General features: G+C 63.6%; 15 protein-coding genes. 5 read left to right on the top strand and 10 right to left on the bottom strand.

The features are described from left to right. Positions 1 to 7 precede the first annotated feature (7 nt). The 6 genes from AC07X9_RS16545 to coxB form a co-directional block, all read right to left on the bottom strand. Positions 8 to 838: a cytochrome c oxidase subunit 3 gene (locus AC07X9_RS16545; protein WP_017183979.1), complete on the bottom strand. Its 831-nt coding sequence runs from the start codon at positions 836 to 838 to the stop codon at positions 8 to 10. A gap of 44 nt (positions 839 to 882) precedes the next feature. Then, positions 883 to 1,458, bottom strand: coding sequence for a cytochrome c oxidase assembly protein (locus AC07X9_RS16540; RefSeq protein WP_017183978.1), 576 nt, complete (start codon positions 1,456 to 1,458; stop codon positions 883 to 885). Beyond that, positions 1,458 to 1,595, bottom strand: a complete 138-nt coding sequence (locus AC07X9_RS16535; protein ID WP_017183977.1) for a cytochrome c oxidase system small membrane protein — start codon at positions 1,593 to 1,595, stop codon at positions 1,458 to 1,460. Before AC07X9_RS16535 ends, AC07X9_RS16540 begins: the two co-directional genes overlap by 1 nt. Further along, complete coding sequence (locus AC07X9_RS16530) at positions 1,592 to 2,500, bottom strand: heme o synthase (RefSeq protein ID WP_019052892.1); 909 nt, start codon at positions 2,498 to 2,500, stop codon at positions 1,592 to 1,594. Before AC07X9_RS16530 ends, AC07X9_RS16535 begins: the two co-directional genes overlap by 4 nt. A gap of 90 nt (positions 2,501 to 2,590) precedes the next feature. Beyond that, positions 2,591 to 4,285 (bottom strand): cytochrome c oxidase subunit I, encoded by a 1,695-nt coding sequence (gene ctaD, locus AC07X9_RS16525; RefSeq protein WP_017183975.1) that lies wholly within the window; start codon positions 4,283 to 4,285, stop codon positions 2,591 to 2,593. Between the two features lie 18 nt (positions 4,286 to 4,303). Further along, a complete protein-coding gene (gene coxB / locus AC07X9_RS16520) occupies positions 4,304 to 5,320 on the bottom strand; it encodes a cytochrome c oxidase subunit II (RefSeq protein ID WP_017183974.1) in 1,017 nt (338 codons plus the stop codon). 283 nt (positions 5,321 to 5,603) lie between these two features. On the opposite strand from coxB, the gene pyrE reads away from it, so the two are divergent. From pyrE to AC07X9_RS16495, 5 genes are read left to right on the top strand one after another with little or no spacing between them, the layout of a single operon-like run. Continuing rightward, positions 5,604 to 6,185: an orotate phosphoribosyltransferase gene (pyrE, locus tag AC07X9_RS16515; RefSeq protein ID WP_026002547.1), complete on the top strand. Its 582-nt coding sequence runs from the start codon at positions 5,604 to 5,606 to the stop codon at positions 6,183 to 6,185. 3 nt (positions 6,186 to 6,188) lie between these two features. Then, positions 6,189 to 6,926 (top strand): pyridoxine 5'-phosphate synthase, encoded by a 738-nt coding sequence (locus AC07X9_RS16510; RefSeq protein WP_017183972.1) that lies wholly within the window; start codon positions 6,189 to 6,191, stop codon positions 6,924 to 6,926. Beyond that, the gene (gene acpS / locus AC07X9_RS16505) at positions 6,923 to 7,324 is read left to right on the top strand and encodes a holo-ACP synthase (protein ID WP_017183971.1); all 402 of its coding nucleotides are present in this window, start codon (positions 6,923 to 6,925) and stop codon (positions 7,322 to 7,324) included. The genes AC07X9_RS16510 and acpS overlap by 4 nt, the downstream gene beginning before the upstream one ends. A 35-nt stretch (positions 7,325 to 7,359) precedes the next feature. After that, entirely contained in the window at positions 7,360 to 8,232 is an 873-nt protein-coding gene (lepB, locus tag AC07X9_RS16500) for a signal peptidase I (protein WP_026002546.1), read from the top strand. Between the two features lie 24 nt (positions 8,233 to 8,256). Continuing rightward, complete coding sequence (locus AC07X9_RS16495; RefSeq protein WP_017183969.1) at positions 8,257 to 9,339, top strand: AI-2E family transporter; 1,083 nt, start codon at positions 8,257 to 8,259, stop codon at positions 9,337 to 9,339. Positions 9,340 to 9,362: 23 nt separating this feature from the next. Here AC07X9_RS16495 and AC07X9_RS16490 read toward each other — a convergent pair whose 3' ends face one another. The 4 genes from AC07X9_RS16490 to AC07X9_RS16475 all read right to left on the bottom strand — a co-directional run bounded on the left by AC07X9_RS16490 (position 9,363) and on the right by AC07X9_RS16475 (position 12,997). After that, positions 9,363 to 10,718 carry a sensor histidine kinase gene (locus AC07X9_RS16490; RefSeq protein ID WP_017183968.1) on the bottom strand — a complete coding sequence of 452 codons (1,356 nt, stop codon included), beginning with the start codon at positions 10,716 to 10,718 and terminating at the stop codon, positions 9,363 to 9,365. Then, the gene (locus AC07X9_RS16485; protein WP_017183967.1) at positions 10,718 to 11,437 is read right to left on the bottom strand and encodes a response regulator; all 720 of its coding nucleotides are present in this window, start codon (positions 11,435 to 11,437) and stop codon (positions 10,718 to 10,720) included. The genes AC07X9_RS16490 and AC07X9_RS16485 overlap by 1 nt, the downstream gene beginning before the upstream one ends. 135 nt (positions 11,438 to 11,572) lie before the next feature. Continuing rightward, positions 11,573 to 12,196, bottom strand: coding sequence for an EF-hand domain-containing protein (locus tag AC07X9_RS16480; RefSeq protein WP_017183966.1), 624 nt, complete (start codon positions 12,194 to 12,196; stop codon positions 11,573 to 11,575). Positions 12,197 to 12,343: 147 nt separating this feature from the next. Then, complete coding sequence (locus tag AC07X9_RS16475; RefSeq protein WP_276324375.1) at positions 12,344 to 12,997, bottom strand: methyl-accepting chemotaxis protein; 654 nt, start codon at positions 12,995 to 12,997, stop codon at positions 12,344 to 12,346. Positions 12,998 to 13,076 lie beyond the last annotated feature (79 nt).

The raw sequence follows: 13,076 nt of genomic DNA, 5'->3' as shown, positions 1-13,076 counted from the left end.
CCGTCGATCAGCCGCCGTGGACCGGCGCGCCCCATCCGCCCCATACATAGATGGCGACGAAGAGGAACAGCCACACCACGTCGACGAAATGCCAGTACCAGGCAGCAGCTTCAAAGCCGAAATGCTGGCGCGGGGTGAAGTCGCCCTTATAGGCGCGGATCAGATTGACGGCCAGGAAGATCGTGCCGACCAGAACGTGGAAACCGTGGAAGCCGGTCGCCATGTAGAAAGACGAGCTGTAGGGGTTGCCGCCGAAATCGAACGGGGCATGGGCATATTCATAAGCCTGCACGCAGGAGAAGATCGCGCCCAGGATGATGGTGCACCACAGACCCTTGATCAGGCCGTCGCGGTCGCCATGGATCAGGGCATGATGCGCCCAGGTCACGGTGGTGCCGGAGCAGAGCAGGATCAGCGTGTTGAGCAGGGGCAGCTCAAAGGCGTTCATGACTTCCACGCCCTTGGACGGGAACAGGCCGTCGATCGGCGGCAGCGCGCTGGGGAACAGCGAGAAGTCGAAAAAGGCCCAGAACCAGCCGACGAAGAACATCACTTCCGACGCGATGAACAGGATCATGCCGTAGCGCAGGTGCAGCTGAACCACCGGGGTATGATCGCCCGCATGGGCTTCCGCGATGACATTGGCCCACCAGCTGTAGAAGGTGAACAGCACGCCGCCCAGACCGAGCAGGAACACCCAGCCGCCGCCGGCCGGCAGCGCATCGGGATGCATCCACATGACCCCGCCAAAGGCCATGACCAGCGCCGACATGGCGCCAAACAAGGGCCAGATGCTGGGCGGGAGAATATGATAATCGTGATTCTTGGCGCCTGCCATGACTGCTCTTCCCTGTTCGCTTGTCCGTGTTTTCAACTCGTGCCTTAGCTTGGCTTCGTTTCCTGCTCAACAGGGTAGAAGGTGTAGCTGAGGGTAATTTGCTGCGTATCCTTGTTATCCGGGTCATCGAGGATCTTGGGATCGACGAAATAGAGGACGGGCATCCGCACCTCCTGCCCCGGTTGCAAGGTCTGCTGCGTGAAGCAGAAACATTGGATCTTGGTGAAATAGGCACCCGCCTGGCTGGGGGTGACATTGAAACTGGCCGTGCCGGTGACCGGCCTGTCCGACATGTTCTTTGCGATGAAGATCGCCATGTCCTTGCGCCCCACAGTCACCGTGTCGGTGCGATGTTCGGGGTAGAATTGCCAGGGCATGCCCGGCTGGACGTTGGAATCGAAGCGGATCGACATGGTGTGGCCCACCGCTTCGCGCACCTGGACATCGGCCGATGCGCGCTTCGTCGTGCCGCCAAAGCCGGTCTGTTCGCAAAAGATGCGGTAGAGCGGCACCGATGCGAAGCCGAGCGCCAGCATCGACAGGCCCACGCCCGCCATGGCCATCATCGTCCGGCGGTTGCGCCGGTCGCGGTCGAACGGAGAAGGCGGGAGCGTCGCCATCAAATCGCGCTGCTCGCGCCGATCTTGGCCATGGTGATGGCGTAGAACAGGATCACCAGCGCCGCGAGGATCAGGCCGGTGACAAGAGCGCGCGACTTTTGCCGGGCGCGGATCAGCTTTTCTTCATCCGGGGTCATGCAAGCAACCAGCGGTCGACGACCACTGCTCCAAAGAGAAGGAAAAGATAGAGGATCGAATATTTGAACAGGCGCCGCTCCGGGCCCATCTTCGACGGATCATTTTCGCGGCGGCGATAGACCTGGAAGGCGAAGACGGCGAACAGCAATGTGCCAAGCAGCGCGACGGTACCGTAGAGCAGGCCGGTAAGGTGCAGCAGCACCGGGGCCATCGCCGCGACCGCCATGATCGCGGTGTAGAACCAGATCTGGCGACGGGTTGCGACCTCGCCCGACACGACCGGCAGCATCGGGATGCCAGCAGCGGCGTAATCGGTTTTGACGAACAGGGCGAGCGCCCAGAAATGGGGCGGCGTCCAGAAGAAGATCAGCATGAACAGCGCGATCGGCAATGCCGTGACATCGCCTGTCACCGCCGCCCAGCCGATGACCGGAGGGAAGGCCCCCGCCGCACCGCCGATAACGATATTCTGCGCCGTCCGGGGCTTGAGCCAGATGGTATAGACGAACACGTAGAAGAGGATGGAGACCGCCAGCACGGCCGCCGCCAGCCAGTTGGTCGCCATGCCCATCAGAATGACCGAGAAGAAGGACAGGCCGACACCGAAATGCAGCGCCGCTTCGCGGTCCATCCGCCCGGCGGGCAAGGGGCGGTTCGCGGTGCGCTTCATCTTCGCATCGACGTCCACCTCATACCATTGGTTGAGCGTGGCGGCTGCGCCTGCGCCCAGCGCAATGCAGAGGATGGCGGTGAAAGCGAGGACGGGATGGATATGGCCGGGTGCCGCAAGCAGGCCGCAAAGGCCGGTGAACACCACCAGCGTCATGACGCGCGGCTTGGTCAGCGCCAGAAAGTCGCGCCAGTCGGCCGTGATCGGTGCGGTGGTCAGCATAGCGGTCGTCATATCGGTTCCAGCCCCGTCAGGTCGAGGCATATAGCATAAGGGGGCGGGCTTTATCACCCGCCCCCTCGATCATGTCACTGTGTCTGGCGATCAATGATGCGCGGCATCGTCGATCACAGGCAGGGTTTCGAACTGGTGGAAGGGCGGCGGGCTGGACAGGGTCCATTCCAGCGTGGTGGCGCCTTCGCCCCAGGGATTGCCGACCGCCTTCTTGCCAGCAGCCAGCGACCAGAACACGTTGATGAAGAAGATCACCATGCCGACGGCCATGATTTCATAACCATGGGTCGCGACCGAGTTCCACTTTTCAAAGGCGGCAGGATAGTCGGGGTAACGACGCGGCATGCCCGACAGGCCCAGGAAGTGCATCGGGAAGAACAGCATGTTCACGCCGACGAAGAACACCCAGAAGTGCAGCTGGCCGAGGAATTCATTATACATGCGCCCCGACATTTTCGGGAACCAGTAATAGAAGCCCGCGAACAGCGAGAACACCGCGCCCAGCGAGAGCACATAGTGGAAGTGCGCGACGACATAGTAGGTGTCGTGCAGCACATCGTCGACGCCGCCATTGGCCAGCACGACGCCGGTGACGCCACCCACGGTGAACAGGAAGATGAAGCCCAGCGCCCAGACCATCGGCGTCTTGTAGCTGATCGAGCCACCCCAGATGGTCGCGATCCACGAGAAGATCTTGATGCCGGTCGGCACCGCGATGACCATGGTGGCGGCAGTGAAATACATCTTCACATTCACCGACATGCCGGTGGTGAACATGTGGTGCGCCCACACGACGAAGCCGACGACGCCGATCGCGACCATGGCATAGGCCATGCCGAGATAGCCGAACACGGGCTTTTTCGAGAAGGTCGAGATGATCTGGCTGACGATGCCGAAGCCGGGCAGGATCATGATGTACACTTCGGGGTGACCGAAGAACCAGAAAAGGTGCTGGTACAGTTCAGGATCGCCGCCACCCGATGCGTCATAGAAGGTGGTGCCGAAATTGCGGTCGGTCAGCAGCATGGTGATGGCAGCGGCCAGGACCGGGAGGGCCAGCAGCAGCAGGAAGGCAGTGACCAGCACCGACCAGACGAACAGCGGCATTTTGTGCAGGGTCATGCCCGGCGCACGCATGTTGAGGATGGTGGTGATGAAGTTGACCGCGCCCAGAATCGAGCCTGCGCCGGCAATGTGCAGCGACAGGATCGCCATGTCGACCGCCGGGCCAGCCGAGCCGCTGGTCGACAGCGGGGCATAGACCGTCCAGCCGGTGCCTGCACCATAGCCGGTGCCGCCGGGAACGAAGGCCGAGCCGAGCAGCAGCGCGAAGGCGGGGATGAGCAGCCAGAAGCTGATATTGTTCATGCGCGGAAAGGCCATGTCCGGCGCGCCGATCATGATCGGCACGAACCAGTTGCCAAAGCCGCCGATGATGGCGGGCATGACCATGAAGAACACCATGATCAGGCCGTGCGCGGTGATCAGCGCATTCCACAGATGATAGGCCTGATCCAGCGAGGCCGGTTCAGCGCCCAGCATCGCATGCTGGATATTGGCCCAGCCCTGAAGATACTGGATGCCCGGCTGCGCCAGTTCAGCACGCATCAGGCCGGAAATCGCCCCGCCTACGACGCCCGCGAAAATCGCGAAGATGAGGTAGAGGGTGCCGATGTCCTTATGGTTGGTGGACATGAACCAGCGCTGGAAGAAGGCTGGCTTGTGATCGGCGTCATGATGATCATGCGTATGATCGCTATGATGATCGGCGGTAATGGTGGTCATGGCGGTTCTGCCCTTACATCAAAGCTTGGCGTCAGCGACGGGCGCGGCGGCAGGCGCAGCGGCCTGGGCCGTTTCGGCGGCGGCTGGCGCTGCACCGGGCAGCTTGCCACCCTGCGAAAGCACCCACTGGTCGAATTGCGCAGGCGGCAGCGCTTCGATCGCGATCGGCATGAAGCCGTGGCGCGCGCCGCACAGTTCCGAACACTGGCCGTAATAGACGCCCGGCTTTTCGATGGTGAAGCTCTTTTCGTTCAGGCGGCCGGGAACGGCATCCATCTTCACCCAGAGCGACGGCACGGCAAAGCTGTGAATCACGTCCGCGCCGGTGATGATCAGCTTGATCGGGCGGCCCACGGGCAGGACCAGCCGGTTGTCGGCGGCCAGCTGATGCGGTTCGCCGCTGGCCTTGGCCTGTTCTTCGGTCAGCATGTTCGACACGAATTCGGGGATGCCCGCATCGGGATATTCATAGCCCCAATACCATTGATAGCCGGTGACCTTGACGGTCAGCGCATCCTTGGGCGCGGGCTTGTACTGGTCGGCCAGCAGGCCGATGGAGGGCACGGCGACGACCAGCAGGATCAGCACCGGTAGCACCGTCCACACGACTTCGATCAGCGTGTTGTGCGACGTCTTGGACGGGATCGGGTTTGCGCTCGCCCGGAACTTCCACATGGCGTAGAGCATCAGGGCAAGGACGAGGATGGAGATCGCGAAGATCAGCGGCAGCAGCATCTTGTCATGCAGCCAGCGCGCGGTGTGCCCCGTCGAGGTGAACTGTTCCTGCAACGTGACTTCGCCAGGCTTGGGCATGCCAATGCCTTCGGTCGGCTTCATGCGCGGCGGCGCGGCGACCTTGGCCACAGGCGCAGCCTCGGTGGCGTTGGCAGCCGAATCAGCCGGAGCGGCTGCATTGTCGGCAGCCGGCGCAGCAGCGGCGGCGACATTGTCCTGCGCCAGCGCCTGACCGTTCATCGCGATTGATGGCGCGAAGGCCAGCAATCCGGCGAGAACGAGCGATTTCACCTTGTTCATAGCGTGTTCTTACCCCGTAACCCCTTGGCGCCGCTGCAACGAAGACGCGCGTCTGCGCATCGCCCCCGCCCGGTCGGTTCTGCCGCGGCTTATAGGCATGGTTTTTTCATGCCTCAAGCTTCCATGACCAGATTTTCTTCGCTGTTGCAACGCCCCCTTTGGCCGCCTATTTCGCAGCAGCGCGCACAGGGGCGCGATCATGGCGCGTCTTGTGCGTCATGTTGACAGGGATTTGATGGGGGTCAGAGCGCCCGGATGGCCCGCGACAGGATTGATGAACGGCATGAACGACGAAGAGGTATTGGCGGAATTCCGGGCAGCAGGGGCATTGCTGGAAGGACATTTCATTTTGTCGTCGGGCCGCCGCAGCGCCAATTATCTGCAATGCGCCCGCGTGCTGATGAATGCAGAGCGCGCCGGCAAGCTGGCCCGCGCCATGGTGCAGAAGCTGCCGCGCGAATTGCGGCAGGAAATCGACCTGGTGGTTTCGCCAGCCATGGGCGGGCTGATCGTGGGCCATGAAGTCGGCCGTGCGCTGGGCAAGGATGCGGTCTTTCTGGAACGGCCCGAAGGGACATTCGAACTGCGCCGCGGCTTTGCCATAGCGCCGGGCCAGAAAGTGCTGATGGTCGAGGATGTCGTGACCACCGGCCTGTCGTCGCGCCAGGCGATCGAGGCGGTCGAAAAGGAAGGCGGCGTGGTCATCGCCGAAGCCGCGCTGGTCGACCGGTCGGCGGGCGAGGTGGAACTGGGCGTCCCCTTCTATCCGCTCGTGTCGATCAATTTCCCGGTCTATGAAGCCGATGCAGTGCCGCCCGAACTGGCGGCGATCCCGGCGATCAAGCCCGGCAGCCGGAAGATATAGGATATGCCGCACTCCCCCGCCCCACTGCGACTGGGCGTCAATATCGACCATGTCGCCACCATCCGCAACGCGCGCGGCGGGGATCATCCCGATCCGGTCAAGGCGGCTTTGCTGGCGGTGAAGGCGGGGGCGGACGGCATCACCGCGCATCTGCGCGAGGACCGGCGGCATATTCGCGACGAAGATGTCGCGACGCTGATGGCTGCGCTCAGCGTGCCGCTCAACCTGGAGATGGCGGCGACGGCGGAGATGCTGGACATCGCGCTGCGCTACAAGCCCCACGCCGCCTGCATCGTGCCGGAGAAGCGCGAGGAGCGCACGACCGAGGGCGGGCTGGACGCGGCGGGCCAGTTCGAGGCTCTCAAGCCGATCGTGGAGGCGCTGGGGAACGCAGGTATCCGGGTGAGCCTGTTCATCGAGGCGGACACGGCCCAGATTGACGCGGCGATCCGGCTGGGCGCGCCGGTGGTGGAATTTCATACCGGCGCCTATGCCCATCTGGGCGGCGAGGCGCGGGCGGCGGAATTGCGCAAGATTGCCGATGCGGCTGCGCTGGCGGCCAGGAACGGGATAGAGCCCCATGCCGGGCATGGCCTGACCTTCGACAATGTCGCCCCCATCGCCGCCATCCCGCAGGTCGCCGAACTCAATATCGGCCATTTCCTGATCGGCGAGGCGATCTTTGGCGGGCTGGAAGGCAGTATCAGAGAGATGCGGCGGCAGATGGATCTGGCGCGGTGATCATCGGCCTCGGCTCTGACCTCTGTAACATCGAGCGTATCCAGAATTCTCTCGACCGCTTCGGGGTGCGATTCGAACAGCGCGTATTTACAGATGTCGAGCAGGCCAAGGCCAATCGCCGCCCCTTCACCAAGGCAGGGACGCTGGCCAAGCGGTTCGCCGCCAAGGAAGCCTTTTCCAAGGCGGTCGGGACCGGGTTCAAACGCGGCGTGTTCATGAAGGACATCGGCGTCGTCAACGCGCCATCGGGCGCGCCGACGCTGGCGCTGACCGGCGGGGCGCTGGCGCGGCTGGAGAGCATGGTGCCAGCAGGTCACAAGCCGGTCATTCATCTGACGCTAACCGACGATCATCCATGGGCACAGGCCTTCGTCATCATAGAGGCGGTGCCGCTGTGAGCGCCCTGCCCCCCGATCCCAGCGAGCAGACCCCCATGACGGCAACCGACCTGCACGACGACATGCCTGCACCGGAAGCAAAAGCGCCCGCGCCCTGGGTCAATTGGTGGCAGGAGGTCAAAAGCCTGTCGCTGCTGATTCTGGCGGTGCTGGCCTTTCACAGCTTCGTCGCCAAGCCATTCTATATCCCGTCCGAATCGATGATGCCGGTGCTGCTGACCGGCGACCGGCTGGTGGTGAGCAAATTCCCCTATGGCTGGTCCTATGTCTCGCCCAGCTTCCACCCCCTCCCCTTTCTGAAAGGGCGTTTGTTCGGGCGCATGCCCCAACGCGGCGACATCGTCATCGTGTCGCCGCAGAACCGGCGGGAAGATTATATCAAGCGGGTGATCGGCCTGCCCGGCGACATTGTCGAGGTGCGCGGCGGACAGGTGGTGCTGAACGGCGTGCCGGTGAAGCAGAAGGCGCTGAAAACGCTGCGCCTGCCCGTCGATGCCAACGCGCCCTGTTCGCCGATGCAATTCCCCGGCGCGCGGGTCAGCGGCGCGGACGGCAAGGACTATTGCGAATTGCCGGTACGGCAGGAAATCCTGCCCAATGGCAAGACCTACCTCACCATCGACATGGGGCCGAGCGCGCTCGACTGGTATGGGCCGGTCAGGGTGCCCGCCAACCATGTGTTCCTGATGGGCGACAATCGCGACAATAGCGCCGACAGCCGCGCGCCGCTGGAAGAAAATGGGTTGGGTGGACCTGTGCCATGGGAAGCGATTGGCGGGCGGGCGGAATTCATCACCTTCAGCCTGGACGGCGACACGACATGGAACCCGCTGAGCTGGGTCCGGTCACTGCGTAGCGGCCGGGCCGGGAACAGCCTGCGACCAGTGAGCGTTACCGACCCGAAATAGTCAAAGACCAAAGGGGTATCGGGTTTGAGCGACACGCAACATCATGTCGAGGCGCCCGGTCCCAGCGAAGTGCGTAGCCCGCTGGTCGCGCATGAATTGCAGCGTGCGGGCGTATGGTTTGCCTTCGCCATCGTCATAGGGCTGATCGCCCTGCTGGCCCAGCCGATCCTGCTGGTGCTGGGCGCGCTGGTGCTGGCGACGATGATGGATGGCGGGGCGCGGCTGTTGAACCGCATATTGCCGATCGCGCGCGGCTGGCGCTTGACGATCGTGCTGCTGGGTGCCGTCGCCTTCATGGTCTGGACCTTCTACCTTACCGGATCGAGCCTGATGAATCAGGCGCAGGCGATGCGGACCATTGTCGAAGCGCAGGTCGCGCGCGTGGGCGGCTGGATGCAGCAGATGGGCGTGTCGACGACGCCGGAGGATCTGAAGAGCCTGGCCAGCCAGGCGATGAGTTCCATGGGCCGGGTGACGGCAGCGGTCGGCACCGCGGTCGGCGCGATCACCAGCGGGGTGATGATGCTGGTGCTGGCGATTTTCATCGCGGTCGATCCCAAACTGTACGAACGCGGGGTCGCCTGGATGCTGCCGATGGACAAGCGCAGCCATTTCTACGCCATCGCCGACAAGATGGGCTGGACGTTGCGACGGCTGATGGCCGGGCGGCTGATCGGCATGACGGTGGAAGGGGTCGGCACCTGGCTGCTGCTATGGGCAGGCGGCGTGCCGATGGCGGGGCTGCTGGGCATATTGACCGGCCTCTTCGCCTTTTTGCCCAATATCGGATCGATCATATCCGGCGTGCTGATCATCCTGGTCGGCTTTTCGGGCGGGACCAATACGGGCCTTTATGCCTTTGGCGTCTATCTGGCGGTGCAACTGGTCGATGGCTATCTGATCGTGCCGATGGTGGCGAAGAAGGCCACCGATCTGGCCCCGGCGCTGGTGCTGGCGGCGCAGATTTTGTTTGGCGCGCTGTTCGGGATCATGGGGCTGTTTCTGGCCGATCCGATCGTGGCGATGATCAAGGTCTATCTGGAGGAACGATCCAAAAGACTAGAAGAGGTGCGGGCCAGGCAGGTGAAGGACAGGCTGGCGGTTTGATGGACAGCCCGCCCTATCGAGCCTCAACCCGGCAATAGGAGACTGGCTTCCAGTCCGCCGCCCGGTCGGTTCGCCAGCCGCAATTGGCCCTGATGCTCCGCCATGATCGCGCGCACCAGCGCCAGCCCCAGCCCGGCCCCGCCGGTTTCCCGGTTGCGTGACCCTTCCAGCCGGGTGAAGGGTTCGAGCATTTCGTCCATGCGGTCCGCGGCAATGCCCGGCCCTTCGTCGGCCACGGCGATGCGGATCATCGCCCCTTCGCGGCTGACCGACACATGCGCGCGATCGCCATAGACGATGGCGTTTTCGATGAGGTTGCGGAGCGCGCGGCGAATCTGCTGCGGGCGGACGAAGGCGACGGCGCGATCGCTGTCGGTCATGGCGACCGGCGACCCCAGTTCGATGAAATCCTCCACCACCGCGTCGGCGAGGCTGGCGAGATCGACCTTCTGCGCGGCTTCGGTACTGCGCCCGGCGCGGGCGAGCGAGAGGATGTCCTCCAGCATCCGGTTCATTTCCTCGATGGTTTCGGACATGCGCGCCCGTTCGCCATCATCCTCGACCGATTCGGCGCGGACCCGCAGCGAAGCGAGCGGCGTGCGCAGGTCATGGCCGATCGCGCCCAGCATCCGGTCCTTTTCGTCCAGCATGGCGATGATGCGCGATCGCATGGCGTTGAACGCCATGGTGAGGTCGCGCACGTCACCGGGGCCGCGTTCATCGACCGGATCGGCCGCGCCGGTGCGGGCAAATTGCAGGGCGGAGCCGGTAAGTTGCTTCAACGGACGCGCCAGCCGGCTGCCAACCCACAGCAGGGGCAGCAGGACGATGACGTAGAGGATGAGCGTCTGACCGACCAGCCAGCCGCCAAAGCGTTGCGGCCGGTCACCGGTGCGCGCCTGCGTCACCACCCATTTGCCCGCTTCATATTCCGCCGCCAGCGTCAGCCGCGCGACGCGATGGTCGTGCGGACGATCGCCATTGGCGCGAATGCGGATGCGTTCCCAGCGGCGCAGGGGCATGATGGCGTCATCCTGCACCACGCGAACATTCAGGATATTGAGGCCAATATCATCGAACATCGCCATTGCGCGCCGTTCGATGTCCGGGCGCGGCTGTCCTTCGAGTGTCGGCGTGCCTTGGACGAAGCGCGCGCGCATGCGCGGCGGGGCGGGACGGTCGGGCCGGTTGTCGAGCGCATCGACGACGCGATAGACGGCAGGGGCCGTCTGGCCGGTCAGTTCCAGCCGGGTCCGTTCACGAAACAGCAGCGTGAAATTGATCGCCTGCGCGACAAACAGCGCCAGCGCGACGATCAGGATGATCTGGCCCACCAGACTTTGCGACCATAGGCGCAGCCGCCGCCACCCCTGCGCCATCACAATTTGCGGACTTCCGCCGACAGGGTGTAGCCGCCGCCCCACACGGTCTTGATCAGCGTGGGGTTTTTGGGGTCCGGCTCGATCTTCTTGCGCAGGCGGCTGATCTGATTGTCGATCGCCCGGTCGAAGGCATTGGCCTCACGCCCCTGGGTGATGTCGAGCAACTGGTCGCGGCTGAGCACGCTGTTGGGGCGCGTGGCAAAGGCCAGCATCAGATTATATTCGGCGGTCGAAAGCGGCAGCGACACGCCCTCGCTATCCACCAGCGTGCGTTCCTGCGTCTTGAGCAGCCATCCGGCGAAACTGTAATTGGCGCCATCGGGCGCGGTGACGCGCTGGCCGCCGGTGGCGACGCGGCGAAAGATCACCTTGATCCGCGCGACCAGTTCACGCGGCGAAAAGGGTTTGAGCACATAATCGTCCGCGCCCATTTCCAGCCCGACGATGCGGTCGGTCTCCTCTGCGCGGGCGGTCAGCAGGATCACCGGGATCTCGCTGGTTTCGCGGATATGGCGGCACAGCGACAGGCCATCCTCGCCTGGCATCATGATGTCGAGGATCACCAGGTCGATCGCGTTCGCATTCAGCCGGATGCGCGCTTCGGCCGCGCTGTCGACGGCGGTGACGCGGAAGCCGTTGCGCGAGAGATATTGCGCCAGCGGTTCGCGGATCGAACGCTCGTCATCGACGAGGAGGAGATGGGGTTTTTCGCTCATGCTGCCTGTCTGTCACGGCTGAACAAAGGTTGGAAGGGCGAAGGCGCAAGGGGGGACGCCTTCGCCCTTCCAGGTGTCGCGACCGGGTTCAGGGACATCAGGGGAAATGCCGGGCCGGACGCGAATGGGGAGAGGTCAGCCTGCGGGTGGCGGCGGAGCCTTGCGGTCCTTCCACGCGCCACGCATCGCCTGACGGGCTGCCTTCATTTCATCGGCGGTCACCTTGCCATCCTTGTTGGCGTCCGCCTTGTCGAACATCGCGGTCGGCGCGGCCATGAATTCCGCCTTGGTGATTGTGCCGTCCTTGTTCGCGTCGGCGCGCATGCCCATCATGCCGTGACCGCGATGATGGCCGCGACCCTGCCATTTGCGGCCTTCGCCACGCTCGGCGCGCTTGTCGGCGCGGGCTTCGTGGGCGGCGGCAAATTCCGCCTTGCTGACCTGGCCGTTCTTGTCGGCGTCCAGCATGGCAAAGCGCTTGTCGAGTCGCTGGGCGCGCATGGCGTCGCGATCGGCCTGGGTCAGCTTGCCGTCCTTGTCGACGTCCATCTTCACAAAGCGTCCTTCGAGCGCGGCGGTCATTTCCGCCTTGCTGATCGCGCCATCCTTGTTGGTGTCGGCCATTGCCATCATGCCGCCGCGACCGCCCCGATGGCCGGGGCCATCAGCGCCCGGCTGGGCAAAAGCGAGATGCGAGGCGGCGAGACCGCCGACGAAGAGCGAACCCAGCGCGACGGTGCCAAAAAATTTGCGGATCATATCCTGTTACCTTCCCAATGATTGTCATGAACGACAAGTCGCCGTCCTTGAAATCCGTTATGGGCAGGATTTGTCCCGCAACTATGTCAGTGCAACCGGCAAACTGTCGCAATTTGTAACCGCGTATTTGCGTGGCCGCGCCGAAAATCAGCCGGAAATGAAGGCGCGGGCGTCGCGCGTGGCGGCCTGCGTATCGAGCGCTAGCTTCTTAACCTCCGCCGCGACGACGGAAAAGCCGCGCCCCGCCTCCCCCGCGCGCGCCGCTTCGATCGATGCGTTGAGCGCCAGCAAATTGGTCTGGCGGGCAATGCCGTCAATCGTATCGACAATGCCGCCGACTTCGCAGAGCACCTGCTCTATGCTGGCGCGGCGGTCGCGTTCCTGGCGATTGAGGCGCCTCTCGGCGTCCTCGCGCGCGGCGATCGCTTCCTGTTCGGCGCTGATGTCGGTAGCGAATTTGATGATGCCGATCTGCACGCCCTGATCGTCGAAGATCGGGTTATAGCTGCCCCTGATCCAGATCAGCCGACCGTGCCGATCCTGCCGCCGATAGACGCCAGTGTCGAACTGTCCCGCGCGCAACCTGTCCCAGAACGCCGCATAACCGGGCGTATCGGCAAAGCCCGGTTCGCAGAACAGGCTGTGCGGGCGCAATTCTATGTCCGCGAAAGCATAGCCGAACAGGGTCAGGAAATTGTCGTTGGCGCCAATGACGCGACAATGCATGTCGAAGCTGACGATCGCCGTCGAGCGTTCGATTGCCCGACAGATTGACGATGTCTCCAACTCTATACCGTACATGCCCATGCCTCCGAAATGGAGGCATGGGCCACAATCGGTTAACGCTTGCCTAACCATGCGGCAGGCCGCGCGTGATAGC

Source organism: Sphingobium sp. GW456-12-10-14-TSB1, assembly GCF_059424385.1.
The sequence above is the reverse complement of the archived record's forward strand: the minus strand, read 5'-3'. Positions and strand labels throughout refer to the sequence as shown.